Genomic DNA, 25,835 nt, shown 5'->3' on the forward strand with positions numbered 1-25,835 from the left:
ATCTCATTTCCGCAGACGACATTTAATCGTTATTGAATCATGGAAACGGGCCGCCGAAGCGGCCCACGTTGTTACATTTTTTCCAGTGCGGTCAGTATTTTCTCCGGTGTGAAATGCCATTCCCGCAACCAGACGCCACAGGCATCATGAATCGCAGTAGCGATGGCGGGTGCGGCACCGTTAACACCGATTTCAGAGATGGATTTAGCGCCAAAGGGGCCGACTTTATCGTCACTCGGCACCAGGACGGCACGAAAATCACGCGGAATATCACCTATTTTGGGTGCGCCGTAGCTGCGCAGATCGCGGGTCAGCGGATGGCCTTGCGCATCATAGATAATTTCTTCGGTCAGGCTATGGCCGATAGCACGCATCGACGCCCCGTAAATCTGCCCCAGTGCTAACTCTGGGTTTACCGGTGTGCCGCAATCCAGCAGTGCGTAGAATTTATCCAGGCGGATTTCACCAGTACGCGTATTGACTGCGACTTCGGCAAAGTTTGCGCCATACGGGAAGGCGAAATCGGGGGTGATATAGCTGGCGGTGGCAACCAGGGTACCAAAGCCGGTGCCTGTCTCCGCTTTATGGGCGATTTCACCGTAGCTGACCTCTCCTTGTTTACCGCGTACGACGCCAGGCGCGGCCAGCTGAACGTCGGCCAGTGGCTCTCCCAGCATTTGCGCGCCGTGGAAGAGGATTTTTTCCCGCAGATTCTCCGCCGCTTTACGCGCCGCATTACCCGAGAAGCAGGTACCGGACGAGGCGTAGGCACCTTTGTCGAAGAGCGCATGGTCGGTGTCGCCTGAGATGACGTGAACCTCTTGCGGCGCGCAGCGCAGCACTTCCGCTGTCAGTTTCGTCACCACGGTATCGAGTCCGGTCCCAATATCAGCGCCACCGGAGTGAACGATAAAGGTGCCATCCGATTCCAGTTTGATCATGCAGTTGGCCTGATCGATATCCGGAATCCCCGATTTCTGCATAATGATGGCGACCCCACGACCTGTGTGCCAGTCACCGTCCTGTGGTTTGGGGGAAGACCAGTTAATCATTTCACGCCCCTGGCGCAGGATCTCCTCCAGTGCACAGCTGGCGGCGGAAGGGACAGAGGTCGGGGCTTTACCTTCACCGATCGCACCGAGTATTTTCAGTTCCTGCCCTTCGTGAACCCGATTGCGTTCAATAATCTCCAGTTGGTCTATTTGCAACTGTTCAGCCAGCTCCGCCAGCGCCATGGTCATGGCAAACGTGCCTTTTGGCGCGCCGTAACCCTGATAAGCACCGGTAGGGCAAATGTTGCTGTAGTAGGTGGTGACCTGGAAATCGACGTTGTCACAGGGGTACAGCGGCAGCGAAAGCGCAGGACCGTTACACGGTACGGTGAGCGAATGGTTGCCATAAGGCCCTGTATTGGCGCGGAAATCCATTTTTACCGCTGTCAGACGACCGTCTTTCTTCGCCCCCAGTTTCACCGTCACTTTCGCGACATGGCGGGAAGTATTGGCAATAAACTCCTCTTCACGGGTATAGCGGAAATAAACCGGGCGTCCGGTCACGCAGGTGGCCCAGGCGCAGACCTCTTCCAGCAGGATGTCCTGCTTGGAGCCAAAGCCGCCGCCCACGCGTTCCTTAATGACATGCACCTTGTGCTGCTTCAAGCCGACAAGACGCGCAACCTGACGGCGAAGGTGCCACGGAACCTGGGTTGAAGCGTGGATCACCAGGCGGTCGCCGTCCATACGTGTAAAGCAGATATGAGTTTCTGCCGGGCACTGTTGCGCCTGAGTGGAGGAATAGGTGCGTTCGATAATGACATCAGCATCAGCAAAACCCTTTTCCATATCGCCGATATGACCGTGGATGCTGGCCGCAATATTTTTCCGGGGGCGTGAGCCAATTGGGAAGTTGATGATCATGTGCTCGCCGCGCTGCGCCGCGTGGCGGTTATCTTCTTCCAGCGTGTCCGGCGCACCGGCGACATACACGACCGGTTCATCGTGAACCACTGGCGCGTCTTCCGCCATGGCTTCATCAATCGACATGACCGGCTTGAGCACTTCATACTCGACGTGGATGAGCTTCAATGCCGCCAGCGCAATCTCTTCGTTTTCCGCGACCACTGCGGCAACACGATCACCGACGTGACGCAGTTTCTTACCAAACATACGGCGGTCGAGCGGAGAGGGTTCCGGCGCGCTCTGGCCGCCAGGTGTGTAATAGATGTCCGGGCAGTTAAGATGGGTGATGACGTGAACCACGCCGGGCAGCGCTTGTGCTTTACTGACGTCCAGATGCGTAATGAGCGCGTGAGCGTGTGGGCTACGCAACATTTTGATGGTGCAAGCGTCTGGCGTAATGCGGTCTTCCACATAACAGGGCTTGGCCTGCACCATTTTAGCGGCATCTGTTTTCGGCAAGAGCTTGCCAACCACGGCGAGGTCATCACGGAAGGTGGGCGCAATATTGATACTGGCCTGCGGGTCGTTTTTACGCGCCACCGCCAGTTCTATCACCTGATAGTATTGCTGCCAGCCCGCATCGCGGCTGAATAAACCAGAGAGTGCATCGTCGATATCTTCACGGGTGGGGATGGCGATACGATCGAGCAGATCGCTGATAATCAGGGCGGCGGCCGGATCGTTGTACCCGGATTGCACTACGCCGGTATCCACCATTGCCTGTTGCACCAGGCTCAGTTCATTCCATTTACCCAGGGATTCTGTAGTGCGGATCTCTGCCTGGTCTAACTGAGCCGCTATCAACAGGGAGGCGTTGACGATGCGACCGTTATAAAGAATCGCGTCGGAACCGGCGAAGCCGAAGCCGTCGTCACTGTTGCGTACTGAGTGCATACCCAGGTTGAACAGCAGTGCTTGCGCGTTTTCGCCAGGATTCACTTTCATCTCCTGCGCCGCGCCGTTTAACGTAAAGTGAATCATCATACGGCTTCCTCCCCGGCCTGTTGGCAGTCGGCAAACAGATCGGCCACCAGAACTCCTGTGATATAGCGCTTATAGGCCACGCTGCCCCGAACATCGTCCTGTGGGAAAATAGCGTTTGCGACGGCCTGTTCCAGCGCACTGCCTTCCAGTTTTTGCGTTTCCACATCACGTAACCGTAGCGCTTTGTCCGCCACGCCATCCAACGCGATGCGCATGCCGTCGTGTTCTGTCAGCGCAACGGCAGCGGTCACGACGGTTAATCCTGCCTGCGAACGGCTGACTTTGCGGGTGGCGCAGGGGAGGTAAGGATCTTTAATGATAATTTCAGTCAGCAGGCGATCGCGCGGATCGGCCAGATAGCTCTCCAGTGACAGGTTTTCGCCGTTACCAAAAACCAACTGCGTATCCAGAGCCAGCAGCACGGGGAGTAAAACGGATTCTTCCTGCAGGGCGGCGATCTCACCGCCGATTGTTGACTGGTTGCGTAAATGGCGGGAGTAGATAAAACCTAACGCCTCCCGTAGCGCTGCCGGGAGATAGCGGGCATCACGTAAGGGTTGCAGGCGAGTCATCGCCCCGATGCGCAATGCGCCGTTGTCCCAGTCCACCCAATCCAGCTCCAGATCCTGCAAGGAAATGGCAATACGTTTCTCGGTACGTGTTGGCGTGGCGTTGAGTTTGCTGCCCCCGGCAAACCAGATGGCATCATCCTGATAGCGGCGCTTAAGTTCCAGCGCCTGTTCTACGGAGTCGGGCCTGAAAAATTGATCAATCATCATCTTTCCTCATCAATCCCTCTCCTCAGAAGGAGAGGGCGTGGGCTATGCCAGTGCATCCATCCGGCGCCACATACTGGCGGCGACTTTTCTGGCCTGCGCATAAATTGAATCGCAATCGAAAGTGAACTGGCGGTCCTCATAGACCATCACGCCATTTACCATGACGCTATGCACGCTGCCTGAACCGAGACCGAAAGCGATATGCCCGGCGACATTCTCCGCCACCAGTGGGGTGGGCGCTGAATAATCGAAGAGGGTTAAGTCAGCTTTGTAGCCCGCTTCCAGTCGACCAAAGTTCGCTCCGAAGTTACGACTCAACAGTTCGTTACCGTTAGCCAGCGCTTTAGCAAAACTGTCTGGCCAGAGCGGTCCGCCCGCGTCGCGATGCTTGAAGAAGGCAAATTTCATCTCTTCAAGCATGTCGGAGCCGATACCGTCAGTTCCCAGCGCCAGATTGCGGATGTGGGTAAGGTGATGGTTGTATCCGACATGGTTATTCATGTTGGAGCGGGCGTTATGCACCAGGAAGGCATCCTGCCGATTCAGCAGGGCGATATCCTCTGCAGACAGATACAGGCCGTGCGCCACCAGCGTTTTACTGTCGATAAGGTCGTATTCGGCCAGCCTCACCAGCAAATCTTTGCCGTACAGGTGGTGGCTGTGAGAAACGTCATAAAGGTCTTCTGCGGCATGGATATGTAACCCACGCTTCGTCGCTTTGACCGCCTCGCGTAGCATCTCCAGTCCGGCGTCCGGTACCGTAAAGGGGGCGTGAGCGCCAATATGCGCTTCCACCAGATACGGCTCGGTTCCAGTTTTACGCGCGTTATCTATCTGGCGAGCGAAACGAATATTCTCTTCGACGCCTTCCTGTAACTCTTTGATTCCATTATTACGGTCAGTGGTTTCAAAGCAGGTCATGGCGCGCAGGCCAACGTTTAAAAATGCGCTGCGCAGCGTGGAGAGCGACCCGCCGATGTATGCCGGGGACGCATGGTGATCGATGACTGCTGAGCATCCGCTCTTAATGGCCTCCATTGAGCAAATCAACCCGCTGTAGTAGAGCGATTCCTCATCCAGCGCACGATCCAGTCGCCACCAGAGGTTTTTCAGCGTCGAGATAAAGTCCGGGCTGGGGGCGATGTTCGCCATGATCCCGCGTGATAAACCGGAGTAAAAATGGTTATGCGCGCAGACCAGTCCCGGCATCACAATCCGACCATGCATCTCTTTCCACTGCGCTGCAGGGTAGCGCTGCGTCAGTGCATCGCCGACATCGACGATAACGTCTTTTTCGATGGCAATATCAACGCCTTCCTGCACTTTTGCCGGGTAGAGCTGTACGGCGGTGACATTTTTCAGAATCAACATGATTACGCCTCCACGCGACCCAGCAGGTAATGATGATGCTGGTGGACATAGCTGATGATGCGACACATTTCATCCAGCTCTGGCGGTATGCTGGCGAACTGACCTTCGCTGTTCATGTTTAATACCCAGTTTTGACTGTTCAGCCGTACCCGCACCTGATCATCTACCACCAGGAATCCCGGGTTGCTGCTGTTGTCGAAATCCTGTGGAAGACTGAAGACAGTGACCTTGTCTTTGTACGGTTTCCCTTGCCACGGGCAGAACTGGGCGCAGTTGCCGCATTCGTTGCAGTACGCGTCCAGGTGCAGTGTCTGGAAGCGGTTCTGGAAGCCGGGAACCGGAATCGAAACGTTGGCGCGGTTCGGGCAGACGTCAACGCACTTGCTGCAGACATAGTTACATTCAAGGCAGCGCGCCGCTTCCTGTGCAACAAACGCGTCGCGATCGTCTTTGTCGACCATCGCCACGGATATCGCGCCTTTGCGTTGGTAGATCTCTGCGGGGCTGACGTTGCTCCAGTGCTTATCTCCGTGGTGGGAACGAATATTTTCCCGGTAGAGGATAGTATCCGCAGCCCGACGTGCAGAGCCGATAGCCGCAACGATGGAAGAGGGACCGCGCTGGACGTCGCCAATCATAAAGACGTTGGTAAGACGTGTTTCACCGCTATTGTTGACCTCCGGCCAGCCATTTTTATCCAGCGGTACACCCATTGCATTTAACGCCTCTGTATCCTGCTGTTCGCCAATGGCAGTGATCAGGCTATCAGCATGAAGGGTCAGGGTTTCGCTGGTTTCAACGGGACGGCGCCGACCTTTCTCATCGGGTTCGCCAAGTGACATCACACGCAGCGTTAGCGTGCCGTCGGCATCAAAACGTTCCGGATTGTTCAGGAAGCGGAATTCAACGCCATCATGCAGCGCTTCTTCGTACTCTTCGCGCCATGCGGGCATTTCCTGCAATGAACGGCGATAAACAACGGTGGCTTTTTCCACGCCGGGTACGCGTAGCGCGGCACGAGCGCAATCCATCGCGGTGTTACCTGCGCCGACGATCACCACATGCTTGCCCAGCGTCAGGTCTGCACCCGCGTTGTATTCGCGCAGGAAGGGGAGTGATTTCCAGATGTGTGGATTATCCCCCTCCAGCTTCACGCCGCTGTTTTTATCCGTACCGGTCGCGATCAGAACATACTGGTAGCCCTGATTTTTTAACTGTTCAACGGTCAGATCCGACGCGCAGCCATACTCAAACTTCACGCCGTGAGCGGCGACAAAGTCGATATCGTGCTGAATTAACTCCGCCGGAATACGGAACTGAGGAATGATATTTTTAACCACGCCACCCGCGTTTGCTTCACGTTCGAACAGGGTAACTGAATGCCCAGCCCGGGCGAGGAAGTAACCCGCAGCGAGTCCCGCAGGGCCCGCGCCAATCACCGCGACAGGATGACGTGAACCGGAACCGGCCGGTTTATGCCAGCGCTGTTTGTACTCTTCCCAGCCTTTCTCCAGCGCGACTTTTTTAAGTTCACGGATATTCAACGCGCTGTCATAGTCCAGTCGGGTGCAGTTGTACTGACACTGGTGATCGCAGATATGGCCCGTGATGGCGGGGAGGGCGTTGCGTTGATAGATGAGTTCCAGCGCGTCGGCATAGCGGTGCTCGCCGAGCAGGCGAATGTATTCCGGAATGTCCTGTTTGATGGCACAGGCTGTAATGCATGGTGCAACATAGCAGTCGGTAAGCGGTAAACCTTCAGCAACGTCGATACGCTCTTCCGGCTTCCAGTGTTTCTGCGTGTACTCCATGGTAATGGCGTCTTCCGCCAGCTTGTTCAGGCGTGCGACATCGACATGTTTCATCTCCCACGCATCTGATGATTCCAGTTCCCGCATGCATGCGCTCAGGCGCAGGTAACCACCGGGTTTCAGCAGGTCGGTTGCCATGGTGATAGGGCGAATACCGGTATCAAAGATATCGCGGATCGTCAGTTGACTTGCTCCGCCGGAATAGGAGATCGGTAATTTGCCGTCGAAGGCGCGGGAAAGTACGGCGGCCACATTGATGGAGAGTGGGAACAGCGCCCGACCAGACATGTACATCTCTTCGCCGGGAAGGGCGCCTTTGTTATTGATAGTCCCCAGCGTGTTAGTCAGTTTTACGCCGAAACCGAGCGATTTTTCTTTTGCCAGTACCATCAGCCGTTGCAGCATTTCCAGGGCCTGAGCCAGCTTAAGATCGTGCTCGAACGATTCCTCTTTCAGTCCAATGTAACCGAAGCCGCAGTTATCAAGAATTTCACGCACTCTCTCGTAGCCCAGTAGCGTTGGGTTGAGCTTCACGAAGGTATTCAGCCCTTTCTCTTCTAACATGTAGCGGCAGATGGCTTCGATTTCGTGCGGCGGACAACCGTGCATGGTCGAAAGCGTAACCCCCTGTACCATGCTGGCAGGGATGCGGGCAAGTAATGCCTGCAGATTTTCTCGTTGCTGGGTCAGGTCGTGAAGAGCCAAAAATGCGTCGTCATGCAGCCACTGGTGGAGCGTGTCGCGGTATTGCGCAAACTTAGGATGCGCCGATGCGTCCATCATATTGTCGATGAACTGTTGCATCGGCGGCTGTTTAATTCCGTCAAGGTTGTAGCCGACGCTCATATTAAAGATAAATGACTTACCCGCATTTGAGTCGGAAGGCTGCAGTAACTGTTCCAGCAAGTGCAGGGCAAACCAGGCTTTGAGGTATTCATCCCAGGCTTTTAGCAGTGTGAACTCGGTGGACCATTCGGTGTTGAAGCACTCATCTTCAGCATCAATGCAGGGTTTTTCCAGCTCCAGACGATCCAGAATCTGGACTGTTTTGAGTTCAATGAAGCGACCACCGGTTAGCCAGGAGGTGATGATGTTTTGGGCAAGCTGAGTGTGCGGGCCAGCGGCGGGGCCGACGGGGGTGGCGCAGGTTTCACCAAATACGCTGACCGACTTCCCTTTTTCTGGCGAGTAAAACTGTTGTTCGGGAATACCAAAGATAGAGCGTTGTTGTTGGTATTCATCAAATATGCGCGTCAAAAGCTCCTCAAACGGAATGGGACGCATAATATCCCCCATAACCCTCTCCTTAGCTTATACAGATATCATTGGTTGACCGGTAGAGATAAATCCGGCGGTTTGGGGATATAGAGCAACATTCGCACCAGTCTGCCGAGTCAACGGCATAAAAATAAAATTTTGTGAGGGGGTTCTAATCTTGGTCGTGCTTTGTGAAATATCTCACAGATACCAAATGAGAATTAAAATCAGTCTGAGCGGATATTGGCAAGGGGTGTTTCATGAGGTTGCTTATTTTTCTCAAAATTAGCGAATTCTTATCATTATGATAAGGGAGCAGGATGCGGTGAAAATATTTGAACGCAATCGTTTAACTCAGTTGGTCGATTTTTTATATTGCTTTTTCTGTGCATTAATAAAATCCTCGGGAGTATCGATATCTAAAGTAATGCCAGCATCTGTCATTTCAATCGTATAATGTTCGCCCATCAGTAATGCCTGGCGCATACTGCTGACATTCGGTTGAGATATAGCCTGTATCAGACACGATTTTGGCAATAAAACAGGGTGTCCTGGCATTCCTTTATAGCATGGAATGAGGGCGCCATTGTTACGTAACGACCAGAGTTTGCTAAAGATATTCACATTCAGACTGGGCATATCGCCATGAGTGATAAAGCAGTATTCGCTGCTCACCGCGGTGGCTGCCGTTTGTATTGACGAAAATAATCCATGGGCATACTCTGGGTTATGAGTAATAGTGATATTCGACAGGTTTGCATAACGATGATGAAGTTCATCGGCGCGATGGCCGGTGACTAAAATAATTCGGCTGCAAAATTGCAGCGCATTTTTGATACTTGCATCAAGAATTGTTCCCTCTTGCCAGGGTAACATCATTTTCCATTTTCCCATTCTTGATGATAATCCGGCGGCAGTAATTATGCAGTCGATATCTGGCATAGTGATTCCTTTATTTGGTTGTTATGGCATGACCAGAGAATGTCGTCACCACAGAGGCTCATGAAGGATAGTGAAGAGTATAATAACCCCCACATCTTTATTCTTTGATTTGGGTGTACAGAAACACCCGTCGATTATTTCGGTTGTCGGTGCGGGGGGGAAAACCAGCACCCTTTTCTGGTTGGCTCAACTTTTTCACGCCTGTGGCCGACGGATATTGATCACAACGACCACGCATATGTTTCTGCCCCAGACGCCCTGGCCGATCATCTTCTGCCACGAACCCGCGAAATTACCTCGTCAACAACTCATGCAACCCATACAGGTTTGTTTTCACGCGTGGAAAGCGCCATTGGGAAAAGCACGTGGCTTTCAGCCCGCGGTGATTGATGCGTTGGTTGAACGGCCAGAATGTGACGTGATTCTCGTCGAGGCTGATGGCGCTCGTGGATTCCCGCTGAAAGCGCCGGATGAGCACGAACCTTGCATACCTGAATGCAGTTGCAGTGTGATTGCCGTTATGGGCGGGCATACCCTGGGGAAAAAAACAGGGGCAAACAATGTGCATCGATGGCCGCAGTTTGCGGGGATCACTGGCCTGAGGGCAGATGTTCCCCTACAGCTGAGGGAGCTAATCCGGCTGGTTCAACATCCGCAGGGCGCATTTAAGAACGCACCGCCAGCCAGTCGACGGATCTGGTTCATCAACCGTTTTTCTCAATGTGAGAATAACGTTGATGAAAATGAACTGATTCAACCGCTATTACAGGGAGATGTTGATGCCGTCTGGTTGGGGGATGCCCAGGAACGCCCTGCAATCACACGCAGATTTGTGAGATAGCGACCCCGGGAAACCGGGTTACCGAAAGGATATCCATTGAGGTTTTTATGAATATTTTCACAGAGGCTGCAAGACTTGAATCGCTAAATTGTCCATTTGCGCTGGCGCAAATTGTTGATAGCCGGGGTTCAACACCCCGCCATTCCGCACAAATGCTGGTACGTCAGGATGGGTCTATCATCGGTACCATTGGCGGTGGGATGGTAGAACGAAAAGTTATTGATGAAGCGCTACAGGCGTTGCAAGAAAGAAAACCGCGTCTGTTTCATGGGCGGATGGCGCGTAACGGCGCTGATGCCGTGGGATCGGATTGCGGGGGCGCGATGTCAGTGTTTATTAGTGTGCACGGTCTGCGACCTCGTCTGGTATTAATTGGTGCCGGGCATGTGAATCGCGCAATCGCGCAGGGCGCAGCGCTGCTGGGGTTTGATATTGCCGTGGCGGATATCTATCGCGACAGTTTAAACCCGGATTCCTTTCCTCCTTCTGTCCACTTGTTGCATGCCGACTCCTTTGCCGCCGCAGTGGATGCACTGGATATCCGGGAAGATAATTTTGTACTCATCGCGACGAACAATCAGGATCGGGAAGCGCTGGATAAGCTGATCGAACGACCCATTGCATGGCTCGGCTTGTTGGCGAGTCGCCGCAAGGTCCAACTTTTCATGCGCCAGTTGCGGGAAAAAGGCGTCAGTGAAGAACACATTGCCCGCCTGCATGCTCCGGTGGGTTATAACATTGGCGCTGAAACGCCGCAGGAGATTGCTGTAAGCGTGCTGGCGGAGATCCTACAGGTTAAAAACAATGCGCCTGGTGGGTTGATGATGCGGGCGGCGCATCCGTCTGGACATCAACGTGTGGTGATTCGTGGCGCGGGGGATATCGCCAGTGGTGTGGCGTTGCGTTTGTTCCATGCCGGATTCAAAGTGATCATGCTGGAGGCGGAAAAACCGACGGTGATTCGCCGTAGCGTAGCATTTGCTCAGGCTGTATTCGATGGGGAGATGACGGTAGAAGGCGTAACGGCGCGGCTGGCAACCACCTCAGAGGACGCCGTCATGCTGTCGGATCGCGGTTTTATTCCCGTATTGATTGATCCTGCCTGTACGCTGATTGATACGCTGAAACCTGTTTGCGTGGTGGATGCTATTCTGGCAAAACAAAACCTCGGTACACGCTCTGATATGGCACCAGTGACGATTGCTCTTGGGCCTGGATTTACTGCAGGCGAAGACTGTGATGCGGTGATTGAAACAAATCGCGGGCACTGGCTCGGACAAGTCATTTACGCCGGTTGCGCGCAGGAAAATACCGGCGTTCCTGGAAATATTATGGGGCATACTTCCCGGCGCGTGATCCGTGCGCCAGCTGCGGGCATTATGCGAACCCACGTTAAATTAGGCGACCTGGTGGAAGAGGGGGACGTGATTGCCTGGGTTGGCGAAAGTGAAATTAAAGCGCCGCTGTCGGGAATGGTGCGTGGATTGTTAAATGACGGTCTGGCGGTCGTAGGCGGTTTTAAAATTGGCGATATTGACCCCCGTGGCGAGACGGCTGATTTTACCAGCGTATCCGATAAAGCAAGGGCGATTGGCGGCGGTGTACTGGAGGCCTTAATGATGCTGATGCATCAGGGCGTGAAATCGACTAAGAAAGTACTGGAAGTTGCCTGACGCCGAATCGCCGGCGGGTTCTGTGCTTATCTTATCGGACCTACAGCATATGTTCGCAATGTAGGCCCGATAAGACGTGTTAGAGTTGCTACCTGGCGAACGGGTTACTGGCAAATGACCGTGCCGGTTTTCCCTTCAATCCCTTCTTTCGCTTTGCTCAACACCGTAATCAAGGATTCGCGTCCTGGACGTGAACGGGCAAATGCGGCAGCTGCTTCGACTTTTGGCAGCATTGATCCTTTGGCAAAATGGCCTTTGTTGATAAAGCGCTCTGCATCGTTTAACGACAGGCGATCCAGCCACTGTTCATTTTCTTTACCAAAGTTAATCGCCACTTTTTCAACAGCAGTCAGGATGATGAGCATATCCGCATCGATAATCTCTGCCAGTCGGGCACTGGCCCAGTCCTTGTCAATGACAGCGCTGGCACCACGTAGATGTAAACCTTCACGGATCACCGGAATACCGCCGCCGCCAACCGTAATGACGACCTGACCCGCTTCAACCAACGCTTTGACCGTCTCTTTTTCGATAATGTCTACCGGTTTAGGGGATGCGACTACGCGGCGGTAACCACGTCCCGCATCTTCTTTTAGCGTATAACCTTGCTTCTCCAGTTGTTCTGCTTCCTGCTGAGTGAAGAACGAACCGATCGGTTTGGTCGGGTTGAGGAAGGCGGGATCGTTGGCGTCGACTTCTACCTGAGTCACCAGCGTTGCAACCGGATTGTGCATACCGCGAGAGAGCAACTCTTCGCGTAGCGCGTTTTGCAGATCGTAGCCGATATAGCCCTGGCTCAACGCCACACAGACGGACATCGGCAGCATCGGGGAATGCGCTTCAGTTTTTGCTGCAGCTTCAAAAGCCTGGTTGATCATTCCGACCTGAGGTCCATTGCCGTGGGTGACAATCACCTGATGGCCTTGCGCAATTAAATCCACAATGGCCTGAGAGGTAATTTTAACCGCCTGCATCTGTCCCGCCAGATCGTCTCCCAGCGCATTCCCACCCAGCGCGAGAACAATTTTCTTACTCATTTTTCCTCACTCATTTTATTCCGTTGTCTGTTTCATGAATCCCGGGCTGTGTGACATCGCGGGAGGCGTAAATGGTTTGCGTCGCAGGAATCGCCCACGACCCGCTTTACCGGTAAAGACACCATCGCAGAAGAGGGTTTCGCCACGGGAGAGTGTTCTGACAATCGTTCCCTGACAGTGGAACCCCTCCCAGGGGGAGTAACCGGCGTTATCGTGCAGGTCGGCATGGCGAATCTCCTGGCGTTGCCGCGGATCGATAATGACCACATCACCATCAGAACCTGGCGCCAGCCGCCCTTTTTGCGGCCACAGACCGAACAGTCTGGCGGGCATTGCGCTGGTTAAATCGACAAAGCGCTCTGGCGTAATGCGTCCGCTCATTACGCCGTGGGAGAAGAGGAGCTGCATACGGTTTTCCACACCGGGTAACCCATTGGGGCAACGGCTGAAATCTCCGCCGGAGATCTGCTGGCGCTGCGCCATCGAAAATGTACAGTGATCGGTTGCTACCACATCGACCGCGCCGTCGCTGATGCCGCACCAGAGTTTGTCCTGCTCGCGGACATTGCGTAACGGTGGGCTGAGTATGAATTTCAAGCCGTCTTCTGCGTCATAACGACGCTCATCGAGCAGGAGATACTGCGGACACGTCTCAACCCATACCGGCTGATGATTGGCTCTGGCCAGACGTAAATAGTCCAGCCCTAATCCGTTGGACAAGTGGACGATATACAGCGGTGCGTTGCCGACGAGCTGAGCAAGATTGATCATCCTGGCGATAGCTTCAGCTTCACACTCCAGCGGTCTACTCAGCGCGTGATAGCGTGGGGACGTTAACCCTGCTGCGATAAATTCAGCGCGTTTACTGGCGATAGCGGCGTCATTTTCCGGATGTACGGTGGTCAGCGCGCCAGACTCATGCAAACGGCGCAGCGCCTGCAGCGTTTCGTCATCGTTGAGTTTGTACTGATACGTCAGATACAGTTTGAAACTGCTGATCCCCTCATCAACCATCATCGGGATCTCATCGAGGATGGCGTGATTGATATGCTGAATGACGCCGTGGAAGCTGTAATCGATCACCGCTTTGTGCGCGGCATAACCGTGATAAACCTCCAGTTGATGACGCAACCGGCATCCTGTCGGCCCAAATCCCATATGGTCGATAATGGTTGTTGTACCGCCACACGCCGCCGCGCGGGTACCGGTAAAAAAATCATCACAGCTACGGGCGAGTCCTACGTCAATATTGAAATGTGTATGTACATCCACGCCACCGGGGAAAACGTAACAGCCAGCTGCGTCAATAACTTCACAGGGGAGCTGTGGCGTAATTTCTGTGTCCAGTTGGCGTACGATGCCGCTCTCAATCAGTAAGTCTTGTTTTGCTTGTCCGTCAGCGTTAACGACAGTGCCATTTTTGATTAATACGCGCATAGCAGACTCCATGTTCCCCCCGGCGAACCGGAGGGAGACGCGAGAAGGATAATTATTGTGTTGCCAGCCAGCTCAGTGGAATAGCCGCGTACATTGCAGCACAGGTGACCAGATGAGATTTCCAGGTTTTCTCGTTCGGCGCATGGGCTTCTGGTTCTTTGCCTGGTCCAAAGCCGATGACCGGGATTCCGTGACGTCCCATGATCGAGACACCGTTGGTGGAGAAGGTCCATTTATCAACGACCGGCGTTTTACCAAACAGCCCTTCATAGGCGCTGACAAGCGCTTTAACGGTGAAATGATCTTCTTCTACTTTCCAGGTCGGGAAGTAGCATTCGGTCGGGTAAACCAGCCCGGTCCAGGATGGACGGTCGTAGTTGTACATGGAGACCACGGCGTTTGCGCTCTTGACCGCAGGCAGGGCGCGGATTTCATCCAGCGCGCCTTCCCAGGTTTCACCCCAGGTCAGGCGGCGGTCGATAGAAACAGCGCAGCTGTCTGCGACGGCACAGCGACTTGGTGAAGTGAAGAAGATTTCAGAAACGGTCAGCGTGCCTTTACCGAGGAATTCGTCATAGCCCAGATGTTGTGAGAGTTCCTGTAATTCGTTGAGGATCGGGCCCATTTTGAAGATGGCGTTATCTCCGCGTTCCGGCGCCGAACCGTGGCAACTGACACCCTGTACATCGATGCGAATTTCCATACGGCCGCGTTGCCCGCGATACACCTGGCAGTCGGTAGGTTCGGTACTCACGACGAATTCCGGACGGATGCCTGACTGCTCGATGATGTACTGCCAGCACAGGCCGTCGCAGTCCTCTTCTTGCACCGTACCGGTGACCAGCAGCGTGTATTCATCTTCCAGACCGAGATCTTTAATGATCTTGCCAGCGTAAACCATTGACGCCATACCGCCTTCCTGGTCAGACGTACCGCGCCCGCCGATCAGTTCATCGGTTTCCATCCCTTTATAGGGATCGAATTCCCAGTTTTTGATATTACCGATACCTACGGTATCAATGTGGGCGTCCATCGCGACCAGGCGTGGGCCGTGACCGATATAGCCGAGGATGTTGCCCATCGGATCGATTTCTACCTTATCGAAGCCGACTTTTTCCATCTCTTCTTTAATACGATGTATGACGCGTTTTTCATCACAGCTTTCGCTGGGGATGGCGACCATATCGCGCAGGAAGCGCGTCATATCGGCCTGGTAGTCTTTTGCTTTTTCCAGAATCAATTTGAATGGAATGTGCTTAGCCATTATTTTTCTCCAGTATTTAACCCCGTATCTCCTACGGAGTCTGTTCCAATAGGGTGATTACGGTGCGACCGGATGTTTGCCTTCCCAGACGACTTCACGATAGTGCTTCACATCGGTATCGCCTTCAGTACTGATAACCAGCACGACGGAGTCTTTATTCAACGCCAGTTTTTCCATCAGGGTCTGACGTAGCGGGTGGTGGTGAACCGCCGCCAGAACGCCTAAGCCAACAGCGCCTGACTCGCCAGAGATGACTCGCGGATCGTTGCCCAATGGATTGCCCAACACGCGCATCCCCAGCGCGGCAACGCTGTCCTGGCAGGAGATAAATTGTGTTGAGCAGTTACGCAAAATTTCCCAGCCGAGCGGGTTCGGTTCACCACAGGCCAGACCGGCCATGATGGTGGCCATATCGCCGCCGACATTAACGATGTCGCCTTTTACGCCTGAACGATAAATGCAGTCGGCTTTATCCGGCTCGACGATGATGCTGCGTAGCTGTTGCGGAGTGTAGACATCCACCAGGTAGCCCAGTACGCCGCCCGCCATTGCGCCAACGCCAGCTTGCAGCAGAACGTGGGTAGGTGTAACGCCCATCTCACGCATCTGCTCCACCGCTTCATCAGCCAGAGTGGCGTAACCCTGCATAATCCAGGTGGGAATTTTTGTGTAGCCTTCCCAGGCGGTATCCTGCACCACTTCCCAGCCATTTTGTTGGGCATGCTGCATGGTCAGGCGAACGGTATCGTCATAGTTCATGTCGGTGACAATACACTCTGCCCCGAGGTTGAGAATGGCATCAACCCGTTCCTGGGCTGAGCCTTTAGGCATGTAAATAACCGCATTTTGCCCGAGTTGTTGGGCTGCCCATGCGATGCCACGACCATGGTTACCGTCAGTGGTTGTGGCGAACGTCATTTTTTCGCCAATGGTTTTTTTGAGCTGCTCGAAGGACAGCGTCTCTATATCAAGATGATATTTTTCGCAGAGCAGTCGGGCGATGGCGTAGGCACCACCGAGCATCTTGAATGCGTTAAGTCCAAAACGTTGTGATTCATCTTTGACGAGGATTTTTTTCACGCCAAAGAGGCTGGCAAGGCCGTCCAGCGCGCGGAGCGGCGTCGGATGATATCCTGCAATTTTTTGGTGGAACTGGCGTGCCACTCTGGCTTGTTTCTGCGAAAAGAGCGGTGACGTTTCGCCAGTATAAGAATGGTTATCGGCAATATCGATCTTCAATGAGAACACGGACATATCCTATCCTTTTGGCCTCCAGGAATGGAGAGCCGACCGGCAGGTCGGCTCGGGATTTTATTTCATGCGTACTTGTGCTTCTTTCAGCAATTGCTCAAGCAATGCGCCTGGTTTTGGATATTTACGGGACAGGATCATCGCGGCGATGATGTACGGTTTCCAGCTGGCTTCTTTGTAGGTGGCAATGCGGTATTTTTCGAACACTTCCTCGGTGACCTCCCCCTCTTTGCAGGAGACGCCGCTGATATCTGCTGGCAGGCAGTGCATGTAAAGTGCCTCACCATCGCGGGTGAGCTTCATCATCTCTTCAGTGCAGTGCCAGTCTTTATGCTTCGCGTTCTGTTCCAGACACTGTTTTTCCAGATCTTTCAGGGCTGCGTGATCGTCAGCGCGCAGAAGTTCCGTGCGTTTTTCCATCACTTTGTACGGGGCCCATGACTTCGGATACACGATGTCGGCGTCCTTGAATGCCTCTTCCATACTGGTGACCTGACGGAAACTGCCGCCTGAGGCATTGGCGTTGTTTTTCGCGACTTCGATAACATCTGGGATCAGGTCATAGCCTTCAGGATGCGCCAGCGTGACGTCCATACCGAAGCGGGTCATCAGACCAATAATGCCCTGCGGTACGGAAAGGGGTTTACCGTAGCTGGGTGAGTAAGCCCAGGTCATGGCGATTTTTTTACCTTTCAGGTTTTCCAGCGAGCCAAAGTGTTCGCGCAGCCAGGCAAGGTCGGCCATCGCCTGGGTCGGGTGGTCGATGTCACACTGTAAGTTGACCAGCGCTGGACGCTGCGGCAGGACGCCCTGTTTGTAACCGTCATCAAGTGCGGTGCCAACTTCGCGCATATAGGCGTTGCCTGCGCCAAGATACATGTCGTCGCGAATGCCGATAGCATCGGCACAGAAAGAGATCATGTTGGCCGTTTCACGCACGGTTTCACCGTGAGCGATTTGTGATTTTCCTTCGTCGAGATCCTGCTGAGCCAGACCGAGCAGGTTGAGGGCGGAGGCATAAGAGAAGCGAGTACGGGTGGAGTTATCGCGGAAAACAGAGATACCTAATCCACTATTGAAGACTTTCGTCGCGATATTCTCGGCACGCAGTATTTTCAGCGCCGCAGCAACATCCAGTACTTGTTTTAGTTCGTCCGGCGTCTGCTCCCACGTTAACAAAAAGTCCTTCTCATGAAGGTGTGAGGTCAGCGAATTGATATCCTTTATCAGCTCATTAACAGTTTTCATCGTAAGGTCCCGGTAGTGGAATGACAGGCAAAAAACGGTTTATTTTGTTTCACTGTGACTAAGCCTCCTGATTGGGGTTATCACAGCCATACCTGGGACTAACAATAAGTGTGCCAGAATTATATAAATGGCGGCGAAAGGGTATTTTGTCAGACTATATGTGCTCCTGATCACAAATTATGCTGAAGCATCCTAAAGGAATGAATAAACGAAAACGTTTGGCTTTTAAATATTGCGTTCGTCACTGTGGGTCGTCGTAAGAATTAATGTTGGTGCGTACGTTACGACTCGTCAGTTTGATAAACTAATGCCGGTAATTCTCATATTGATATGGAAATGTGATTTCTCTTCCATAATTTCATTAGAAAATGATAAACAGCCCGTGTTTCTATCAAAGTAAATTCTGTCTGAGTTAATATCATTATATTTTACGAACCATAAATGTCCTAAATGATCAGTCATTTAAGCGATTCGGAAGGTAAAACATGGTGCTTGCAACTACGCAGTCCGTTTTGATGCATATTCAACCGACAATTCAGCGTTTCGCCAGAATGCTTGCCAGCGTTTTGCAACTTGAGGTTGAGATCGTTGATGAGAACCTGTGCCGCGTCGCAGGTACTGGCGCTTATGGAAAATTTCTCGGTCGTCAATTGAGTGGAAATTCCAGACTGCTGAGCTATGTTCTGGAAACAAAAAAAGAAAAAGTCGTCACACATTCCCGATTTGATCCGCTGTGCGAAGGGTGCGACAGCAAAGAAAATTGCCGTGAGAAAGCCTTCCTGGGAACCCCGGTTATTTTACAGGAGCGATGTGTGGGAGTGATAAGCCTGATTGCCGTAACGCATGAGCAGCAAGAACATATCAATGACAACCTACGGGAATTTTCAGATTACGTTCGCCATATATCCACGATTTTTGTTTCGAAGCTTCTGGAGGATCAGGGAGGGAGTGACAGTATCAGTAAAATATTCTCTACGATGATTGAGAATATGGACCAGGGCGTGTTGGTTATTGATGAAGATAACCGTGTGCAGTTTGCTAATCAAACGGCGCTGAAAATACTCGGCGTTGTACAGAATAATATGGTTGGCAAATCAGTCAGGTTCAGGCCGTTAACGTTTGAAAGTAATTTCACCCATGGACATATGCAACATATTGTCTCCTGGGATGATAAAAGTGAGCTGATTATTGGTCAGTTACATAGCGTTCAGGGGCGGCAATTATTCCTGATGGCATTCCACCAGTCGCATACCAGTTCGTCTGTAGCGATTGCGCCGGACGAACCGCATATTGAGCAACTGGTTGGCGAATGTCGGGTTATGCGCCAGCTTAAGCGGTTGATTGGCCGCATCGCCCCCAGTCCTTCCAGCATTATGATTGTGGGGGAAAGTGGTACAGGAAAAGAGGTTGTTGCCAGGGCTATCCACAAACTGAGTGAGCGACGAAATAAGCCCTTTATCGCCATTAACTGTGCTGCTATTCCGGAGCAGTTGCTGGAAAGTGAACTGTTTGGTTATGTGAAAGGCGCGTTTACCGGCGCATCTGCTAACGGAAAAACAGGTCTGATTCAGGCGGCTAACACCGGAACGCTGTTTCTGGATGAGATTGGCGATATGCCGTTAATGTTGCAGGCGAAATTGCTAAGAGCTATTGAAGCGAGGGAGGTTTTGCCCATTGGTGCCAGTAGCCCGGTACAGGTCGATATTCGTATTATCTCGGCCACTAACCAGAACCTTGGGCAGTTCATTGCTGAGGGGAAGTTCCGCGAAGACCTCTTCTACCGCCTGAACGTCATTCCGCTCACGTTACCACCCCTACGCGAACGCCAGGAGGACATCGAACTGTTGGTGCATTACTTCCTGCATCTGCATACTCGCCGTTTGGGACTGGTTTATCCGGGTATCGCACCGGATGTTGTGGCTCTGCTCAGGCACCATCGTTGGCCGGGCAACCTGCGCGAGTTGAGTAATCTAATGGAGTATCTGGTTAACGTTGTTCCCTCTGGTGAAGTAATAGACAGTACGCTTTTACCACCGAATCTTACCAGCAATGGTAAAGCGCCAGACACAGAAGGGGTTGTCACCAGCGCCACGCATCTGCTGTCTGATGATGCCGGAGGTACTGCGCTGGAAGAGATGGAAAAACAGATGATCCGTGAAGCGCTGTCCCGACACTCGAGTAAAAAGCAGGTGGCAGATGAGCTCGGCATCGGTATCGCCACGCTGTATCGCAAGATCAAAAAGTATGAGCTGTTGAACGTATAAATCTTTTACTATCCGGCCTGCACTCAGGCCGGATAGTAGATCATTTCTGCTCTTCACAGCGTTGAACGGTATCGACGATCATCTGATAACCGGTGCAACGACACAGGTTCCCTGCCAGGCCACGGCGGATCTCAAGAATGGTTAGCGGCTTATTACGCGGTTTAGCCAGCATCGCGGTTGTTGCCATGATCAAACCTGGCGTGCAAAAGCCGCACTGTACGGCGCCGGATTTCGCGTAAGCCATTTGAACGCGGGAAAGCTGACCGCCAACCGATTCGCCTTCCAGAGTGCGGATATGCTTTCCTTCCGCCCACGCGGCCAGATACAGGCAGCTGTCGATGGCAGTTCCGTCGACCAGTACGGTACAAGCGCCGCACTCACCCACACAGCACCCTTGCTTCACGCTGAGCAATCCCTGTTCGCGTAACAGTTCGGAAAGCGGCATCCCTGGCATGATGCTTAGCTGAAAAGGGATGCCATTGATTTCGCATTCCATCGCGATTCTGTCGGTGTGGTTCATTGCAGTACTCCCCCCGCCGCGACGACGGCTTCACTGATCACTTTTTTCGTCATTGTCTGGATGAGATGTAGACGAAACTCCTTACTGGCACGCCAGGAAGAGCGCGGAGCGACGTCCTGTATGACGGCTTCGCTGATGGCGTCCAGCGTTTGCTGGGTTAATGGTGCATTTTGCGCTGTCTGTTCGGCATGCTGACAGCGGATTGGCGTTGGTGCAGCGACGCCAAAAGCCAGCCTTAACTCACTGAAATTACTGTTATCTAGTCGACAGAATGCTGCGCAACCGATGGTGGATATATCCATGGCGTCACGCATTGCATATTTAAAATGCGCGCTGCCGCTATGGGTTGCAGGCTGCGGTGGGAAGTGGAAGGCGACCAGAATTTCATCATGCTCAAGAGAAACCTTGCCAGGACCGGTGTGAAAACCGTTAATCGCGGCGAAACGCACCCCTTTTGGTGAGTGAATCTCAAGTGTGGCGTTATAGATTAAGGTTGGCGTCGCAGAGTCTGCGCTGGTCGCGCCGTTGCATATATTGCCGCCGTAGGTGGCGACGTTACGGATTTGCGGTCCGGCGATGGAGGCGGCTGCGGCGCACAACGCAGGGAGATGACGTTGCGTTAAAGGGTGTTCAATCAGTTCGTTAAAGGTGGTGGCGGAGCCTATTCGCAGTGCGCCATTATCGGTAAGCGTAATCCCTTTCAGCTCCGCCACATTGTGAATATCGACAATATGGCGATAGCGGTCATTGTGATGATGAAGTTGAATCAGCACGTCGGTCCCACCAGCCAGCAGTTTCGCTTGCGGATAGCATGTCAGCAGGCTGATGGCATCGGAAATAGCCGAAGCGCGGTGGTAAGAAGCAAAATCAAACATGGTGATATCCTCAAATCAAACCTGCCAGATGGAACTCCTCAAACAGACGTTTCGGCGTCAGGGGCAGCGTGTCTATCGCTACGCCTGTTGCCATTCTTACTGCATTGCGAATGGCCGCTGCGACGGGAATGATGGGGGGTTCACCCAGCGATTTATGTCCGTAAGCGGATTGCGGCTCCTGCGTTTCGACAAAGGCGCTTTCCAACTGCGGGAGGTCGGGCATGGTGGGCATTTTGTAATCCAGAAGGTTGGGATTACGCACAATGCCGCTGTCTGCATCGATGATCATCTCTTCAAACAGCGACCAGCCAATGCCCATCCCCATACCGCCGTGGACCTGACCTTTCGCCAGCAACGGGTTCAGGATGTGCCCGGAATCGTGGACGTTAAGGATTCGGTTGATGGTGACCTTGCACAACGCGATATCGACCGTCAGATCGACAAACGTGCAGCCAAACGCGGGCGGATTCGAGGTTGTCTTTACCGAGCATTCTGCCGATAGTTGACCGCCGCGTTCCGGATGATAAAACGTATCCATGGCCAGATCTTTTAATGACAGTAACGGATCGTCTGGACGATCGGTGAGGACGATATTGCCGCCCTTCAGCGTCAGACTCATGGCTGACTGGTGCACTATTTCAGCTGCATGCGCCAGGATCTTTTCCCGCAACTGCAATGCCGCTTTACGCAGTGCCGGAGCGGCAACATAACTCTGGCGAGAGGCGAATGCGCCTGGGTCGAACGGCGTAATATCGGTGTCCTGTGTTGAAATGACGTGCACATCGCTGACCGGTACGCCGACGGTTTCAGCCACCATCTGCGAGAACACGGTATCGGCCCCCTGACCAATTTCGGTAGCGCCGCTCTGAACGTTGATCGTTCCGTCCTGATTCATCAACAGACGGGCTCCGGAGATCTCGACCCCTACAGGCCAGGTGTTGGACGTATAACTAAAGCAGGCGACGCCAATCCCCCGACGGATATTACCCTGCGGATGGTTCTGGCATTCAGCGCGGCGCGTATCCCACTCGAACAGCTCGCGGCCTTTTTCCAGACATTCCGGGAGTCCTGCACTGTAGATGCGTTTTCCCGTTATTGGATTCGAATCTCCCTCTCGGGCAGCATTACGTAAACGGATGTCTACCGGATCGATGCCCAATGCGGCGGCGGCGTCATCCAACATGGATTCTACGGCGAATACCACCTGTGGCGCGCCATATCCGCGCATCGCGCCTGCGGAGGGGAGATTGGTGTAGCACGTCGTGGAGCGGTAAGCGTAAGCGCTGCGAGGATAAAGATACGCGACCTTATTACCACCGGCGGAAGCGATGGAGTGGCCGTGCGAGGCGTAGGCACCGGTATTTGACAGGACATCAAGACTGTAGCCTTTCAGCGTGCCGTCACGGTTAATGCCCAGTTGCCCGCTAATCGTAAACGCATGGCGGGTGCGCGAAGCGAGGAAACACTCTTCGCGGCTGAGAGACACTTTCACTGGAATGCCGCCGAGTTTGCTGGTCAGAAATGCCGCCATCGGTTCTTCCAGCACATCCTGCTTGTTGCCAAAACCACCGCCGACATACGGTTTGATAACACGAACGCACGACCACGGAATACCAAGCGCCTGACCAACTACCCGACGCACAATATGGGGGATCTGTGTGCTGGAGACGATTGAAATCCGGGAATCCTCTTCCATCCAGGCAAAAGAGGTCACGCTTTCCATATGGCAATGCTGAATGACGGGAGTCTGATAGCGGCCCTGAATCTTATAGTCCGCCTCATCAATCTCTTGCTGTACATTACCGGTTGTCATTTCGCTCTGTTTAAGCAGATTTCCACCGGCATGAATCTCGACGGCGTCAGGCGCCAGAGCCGCTTCCGGCGTGGTAATCACAGGTAGCGATTGCCATTCGACGCTGACCAGCAGCGCTGCTTTTTCTGCGGTTAATTCATCTCTTGCCACGACGATAGCGACAGCATCTCCGTGATGGCGGACGTGGCGGGTCAGCAGATAACGGTCGGCAACATCACGTTTCTTGTCATCCAGGCTCCATGCATGACCTGCTGTCGCAAACGGAATATCAGGCACATCCTCCCAGGTAAAGACGGCCAGCACCCCAGGCAAATTTTTGGCCTGGTCACAGTTGATGCTGGCGGCATAACCATGGGCAATAGGGCTACGAACGTATTTCGCGTAGCACATGCCCGCCATAACATAATCATCAGTGTATCGAGCCCGCCCGGTGACTTTCGCAATGGCATCCACGCGCATGCATGATTCCCCGGTTGCGGTTGCTTCCCGCGCTTCCATAGACGTCCCCTTGATTTGAACATTTGGTTCTTAAGGCCATGTATTCGTCAAATCAGGCAAGAATTACGCCAGAAGCCCAAATTGGCGGCAGGATGTCAGGGAAGTGTGATGATGTTAAAAATATAACGCTGCCATGATGGTAATAACCGCAGAATTCTGTCTACTCCACTTATCATTATGAGTTTAATCAAATCATTGTGATACACGGGCGTCACGTCGTGATACCGCTCATGGCGAGCCTTTCCGGACGCAATACATTGGGCATCCGGCTTCTGGCTGTTATTATAGGGTGTCTGGAAATATTGCGAGGAATGGTTTTGAGTGCGGGATGCCTGAACAAAAATAGCCTGAGTATTGCGATGTTACTGTGCGCGGGGCTGCTATTAGCCGGTTGCTCCAGCGATCAATCCTCTGATGCAGGCAGCTATTCTGGTTCTGTTTATACTGTGAAGCGCGGGGATACGCTCTATCGTATTTCGCGTGTGACGGGCACCAGCGTTAAAGAAATCGCGCGTCTTAACGGAATTTCGCCGCCTTATACCATCGAAGTAGGGCAAAAACTGAAAGTCAGCGGCGGGGCAAAAACCAGTACTGCATCCAGCAAAAAGACAACGAAATCCTCGACAAAAACGGCTGCTGTTACACCGTCTTCTGCGGTGCCGCAGTCTTCCTGGCCTCCGGTGGGGCAACGTTGCTGGGTATGGCCTGCCAACGGTAAAGTTATTCTGCGGTATTCGACAGCGGATGGCGGTAATAAAGGGATTGATATTTCCGCCGCGTCTGGAACCCCTATCTATGCAGCGGGTGCCGGGAAGGTGGTGTATGTCGGCAACCAATTACGTGGTTACGGAAACCTCATCATGATTAAACATAATGAGGAATACATCACTGCGTACGCGCATAACGACACGATGCTGGTGAATAACGGGCAAAGCGTGAAAGCCGGGCAGAAAATTGCCACGATGGGGAGCTCTGACGCCGCTTCCGTGCGGCTGCATTTCCAGATCCGCTATCGCGCTACGGCGATCGATCCTCTGCGATATTTACCGCCGCAAGGAAGTAAACCAAAATGCTGACGGTGAATTAATCGCCAGTCAGTGTGAGAGTCCCTTGCTAACAAGAGCGTAAGGTTTATAATGCCTTACGCAATTCAAAGCGGGCGTAGTTCAATGGTAGAACGAGAGCTTCCCAAGCTCTATACGAGGGTTCGATTCCCTTCGCCCGCTCCATCACACTTCTTAAAGTTCAATAACTTACTGAATCCTAAGGGATACGGCTTAAAGCCTTCCGATAGTTTTACTCACTGTAACCAACACTGTGACTAACTTTGTTGAAGTAGTGAGCAGACCTAAGGTCTCAGTACATGCTCAATTCAAGAACCTACCTTTATCAGCGTAACGGTGTCTTTTACATCCGTCTTAGGATGAAGACCACTAGTCGCCTGACCGCTTCGCTTCCTTCTCACAACCGTTATAAACTAGCGTCAGTATCTTTACGGACCAAGGATAGACGTACCGCTATGGCTCACTCACGGCACATCAAGTCAGCACTTAAAGCAATCCACGCAGACAACCCTAACGCCTCTTATGAGGAGCTACGGGAGCACCTGAAGACCATTGTCGAGTGGGAGCTTAGTGTCAGCCGTGATGACCTGAACGACCCAGAGTCCTACCAGCTTTACGTTGACCAGTACGATGACATTAAGTCCAACCTTCGGGAAGCTGTAGCGACTGAGCGTCTGACTGTAGACCAGCATCGCTATATCAATGACGTTATCGGCGTACTTAAAGCCTGTCAGGATAGACTCAAGGGTGATAGCTCTGGCCTGTTGTCTTACCTTGAGCCTAGCAGCCTAAGCCCGTCTGTCTCCCTATCTGTATTGGCGGAGCCTGAAGTCCCTGAACCTAAAGCTCTGACCCTCGCGTCTCTTATTGATGAAGTGGTCAACAAAAACTGGCCACCACTTTAGAGTTTTTCCAGTATCGATTTTCCGATTCGTTGGGTGGTAACCC

17 protein-coding genes, 1 tRNA gene and 1 pseudogene are annotated in these 25,835 nt (G+C 52.9%); 6 read left to right on the plus strand and 13 right to left on the minus strand.

Annotated features, from left to right (window positions below):
- Positions 1-71 precede the first annotated feature (71 nt).
- The 5 genes from AC07NP_RS13110 to mocA form a co-directional block, all read right to left on the minus strand.
- Positions 72-2,942, minus strand: a complete 2,871-nt coding sequence (locus tag AC07NP_RS13110) for a molybdopterin-dependent oxidoreductase Mo/Fe-S-binding subunit (protein ID WP_494660730.1) — start codon at positions 2,940-2,942, stop codon at positions 72-74.
- Positions 2,939-3,718 carry a molybdopterin-dependent oxidoreductase FAD-binding subunit gene (gene ygfM, locus AC07NP_RS13115; protein ID WP_494660746.1) on the minus strand — a complete coding sequence of 260 codons (780 nt, stop codon included), beginning with the start codon at positions 3,716-3,718 and terminating at the stop codon, positions 2,939-2,941. The genes AC07NP_RS13110 and ygfM overlap by 4 nt, the downstream gene beginning before the upstream one ends.
- A 45-nt stretch (positions 3,719-3,763) precedes the next feature.
- On the minus strand, positions 3,764-5,092 hold the full coding sequence (gene ssnA, locus AC07NP_RS13120) for a putative aminohydrolase SsnA (protein ID WP_494660731.1): 1,329 nt from the start codon (positions 5,090-5,092) through the stop codon (positions 3,764-3,766).
- A gap of 2 nt (positions 5,093-5,094) precedes the next feature.
- Positions 5,095-8,199, minus strand: a complete 3,105-nt coding sequence (gene ygfK, locus AC07NP_RS13125) for a putative selenate reductase subunit YgfK (protein WP_494660732.1) — start codon at positions 8,197-8,199, stop codon at positions 5,095-5,097.
- 315 nt (positions 8,200-8,514) lie between these two features.
- Positions 8,515-9,102, minus strand: a complete 588-nt coding sequence (gene mocA / locus AC07NP_RS13130) for a molybdenum cofactor cytidylyltransferase (RefSeq protein ID WP_494660733.1) — start codon at positions 9,100-9,102, stop codon at positions 8,515-8,517.
- 70 nt (positions 9,103-9,172) lie between these two features.
- Here mocA and yqeC point away from each other — a divergent pair, with 70 nt between their 5' ends.
- The gene (yqeC, locus tag AC07NP_RS13135; protein ID WP_494660734.1) at positions 9,173-9,943 is read left to right on the plus strand and encodes a selenium cofactor biosynthesis protein YqeC; all 771 of its coding nucleotides are present in this window, start codon (positions 9,173-9,175) and stop codon (positions 9,941-9,943) included.
- Between the two features lie 47 nt (positions 9,944-9,990).
- Positions 9,991-11,616 (plus strand): selenium-dependent molybdenum cofactor biosynthesis protein YqeB, encoded by a 1,626-nt coding sequence (yqeB, locus tag AC07NP_RS13140; RefSeq protein WP_494660735.1) that lies wholly within the window; start codon positions 9,991-9,993, stop codon positions 11,614-11,616.
- Between the two features lie 104 nt (positions 11,617-11,720).
- Here yqeB and arcC read toward each other — a convergent pair whose 3' ends face one another.
- Genes arcC through ygeW form a run of 5 tightly spaced genes read right to left on the minus strand, consistent with a single transcriptional unit; the run spans position 11,721 to position 17,853 of the window.
- Entirely contained in the window at positions 11,721-12,653 is a 933-nt protein-coding gene (gene arcC, locus AC07NP_RS13145) for a carbamate kinase (protein ID WP_494660736.1), read from the minus strand.
- A 15-nt stretch (positions 12,654-12,668) separates the two neighbouring features.
- A complete protein-coding gene (hydA, locus tag AC07NP_RS13150; protein ID WP_494660737.1) occupies positions 12,669-14,090 on the minus strand; it encodes a dihydropyrimidinase in 1,422 nt (473 codons plus the stop codon).
- A gap of 52 nt (positions 14,091-14,142) precedes the next feature.
- A complete protein-coding gene (locus tag AC07NP_RS13155) occupies positions 14,143-15,354 on the minus strand; it encodes a YgeY family selenium metabolism-linked hydrolase (RefSeq protein ID WP_203360084.1) in 1,212 nt (403 codons plus the stop codon).
- Positions 15,355-15,411: 57 nt separating this feature from the next.
- A complete protein-coding gene (dpaL, locus tag AC07NP_RS13160) occupies positions 15,412-16,608 on the minus strand; it encodes a diaminopropionate ammonia-lyase (protein ID WP_494660738.1) in 1,197 nt (398 codons plus the stop codon).
- Between the two features lie 57 nt (positions 16,609-16,665).
- A complete protein-coding gene (ygeW, locus tag AC07NP_RS13165) occupies positions 16,666-17,853 on the minus strand; it encodes a knotted carbamoyltransferase YgeW (protein ID WP_494660739.1) in 1,188 nt (395 codons plus the stop codon).
- Positions 17,854-18,338: 485 nt separating this feature from the next.
- Here ygeW and AC07NP_RS13170 point away from each other — a divergent pair, with 485 nt between their 5' ends.
- Complete coding sequence (locus tag AC07NP_RS13170) at positions 18,339-20,117, plus strand: sigma 54-interacting transcriptional regulator (protein ID WP_494660740.1); 1,779 nt, start codon at positions 18,339-18,341, stop codon at positions 20,115-20,117.
- Positions 20,118-20,157: 40 nt separating this feature from the next.
- On the opposite strand, the gene xdhC is transcribed toward AC07NP_RS13170, so the two are convergent.
- From xdhC to xdhA, 3 genes are read right to left on the minus strand one after another with little or no spacing between them, the layout of a single operon-like run.
- Complete coding sequence (xdhC, locus tag AC07NP_RS13175; RefSeq protein WP_494660741.1) at positions 20,158-20,637, minus strand: xanthine dehydrogenase iron sulfur-binding subunit XdhC; 480 nt, start codon at positions 20,635-20,637, stop codon at positions 20,158-20,160.
- Positions 20,634-21,512, minus strand: coding sequence for a xanthine dehydrogenase FAD-binding subunit XdhB (gene xdhB, locus AC07NP_RS13180; protein ID WP_494660742.1), 879 nt, complete (start codon positions 21,510-21,512; stop codon positions 20,634-20,636). Before xdhB ends, xdhC begins: the two co-directional genes overlap by 4 nt.
- A gap of 10 nt (positions 21,513-21,522) precedes the next feature.
- Positions 21,523-23,823, minus strand: coding sequence for a xanthine dehydrogenase molybdenum-binding subunit XdhA (gene xdhA / locus AC07NP_RS13185; protein WP_494660743.1), 2,301 nt, complete (start codon positions 23,821-23,823; stop codon positions 21,523-21,525).
- A 317-nt stretch (positions 23,824-24,140) separates the two neighbouring features.
- Here xdhA and actS point away from each other — a divergent pair, with 317 nt between their 5' ends.
- The 3 genes and pseudogenes from actS to AC07NP_RS13200 form a co-directional block, all read left to right on the plus strand.
- Positions 24,141-24,899: an amidase activator ActS gene (gene actS / locus AC07NP_RS13190; RefSeq protein ID WP_203360090.1), complete on the plus strand. Its 759-nt coding sequence runs from the start codon at positions 24,141-24,143 to the stop codon at positions 24,897-24,899.
- A 79-nt stretch (positions 24,900-24,978) separates the two neighbouring features.
- Positions 24,979-25,052 (plus strand) — tRNA-Gly (locus AC07NP_RS13195).
- Positions 25,053-25,186: 134 nt separating this feature from the next.
- A pseudogene (locus AC07NP_RS13200) lies at positions 25,187-25,786 on the plus strand (integrase); the annotation flags it as partial.
- Positions 25,787-25,835: the final 49 nt, after the last annotated feature.

Source organism: Citrobacter sp. GW821-FHT07H02, assembly GCF_059418505.1.

Bases quoted from the DNA above. Each gene is read 5' to 3' on its own strand.
- AC07NP_RS13110 (WP_494660730.1), bottom strand. From the start codon at position 2,942: ATGATGATTCACTTTACGTTAAACGGCGCGGCGCAGGAGATGAAAGTG.
- ygfM (WP_494660746.1), bottom strand. From the start codon at position 3,718: ATGATTGATCAATTTTTCAGGCCCGACTCCGTAGAACAGGCGCTGGAA.
- ssnA (WP_494660731.1), bottom strand. From the start codon at position 5,092: ATGTTGATTCTGAAAAATGTCACCGCCGTACAGCTCTACCCGGCAAAA.
- ygfK (WP_494660732.1), bottom strand. From the start codon at position 8,199: ATGGGGGATATTATGCGTCCCATTCCGTTTGAGGAGCTTTTGACGCGC.
- mocA (WP_494660733.1), bottom strand. From the start codon at position 9,102: ATGCCAGATATCGACTGCATAATTACTGCCGCCGGATTATCATCAAGA.
- yqeB (WP_494660735.1), top strand. From the start codon at position 9,991: ATGAATATTTTCACAGAGGCTGCAAGACTTGAATCGCTAAATTGTCCA.
- arcC (WP_494660736.1), bottom strand. From the start codon at position 12,653: ATGAGTAAGAAAATTGTTCTCGCGCTGGGTGGGAATGCGCTGGGAGAC.
- hydA (WP_494660737.1), bottom strand. From the start codon at position 14,090: ATGCGCGTATTAATCAAAAATGGCACTGTCGTTAACGCTGACGGACAA.
- AC07NP_RS13155 (WP_203360084.1), bottom strand. From the start codon at position 15,354: ATGGCTAAGCACATTCCATTCAAATTGATTCTGGAAAAAGCAAAAGAC.
- dpaL (WP_494660738.1), bottom strand. From the start codon at position 16,608: ATGTCCGTGTTCTCATTGAAGATCGATATTGCCGATAACCATTCTTAT.
- ygeW (WP_494660739.1), bottom strand. From the start codon at position 17,853: ATGAAAACTGTTAATGAGCTGATAAAGGATATCAATTCGCTGACCTCA.
- AC07NP_RS13170 (WP_494660740.1), top strand. From the start codon at position 18,339: ATGGTGCTTGCAACTACGCAGTCCGTTTTGATGCATATTCAACCGACA.
- xdhC (WP_494660741.1), bottom strand. From the start codon at position 20,637: ATGAACCACACCGACAGAATCGCGATGGAATGCGAAATCAATGGCATC.
- xdhB (WP_494660742.1), bottom strand. From the start codon at position 21,512: ATGTTTGATTTTGCTTCTTACCACCGCGCTTCGGCTATTTCCGATGCC.
- xdhA (WP_494660743.1), bottom strand. From the start codon at position 23,823: ATGGAAGCGCGGGAAGCAACCGCAACCGGGGAATCATGCATGCGCGTG.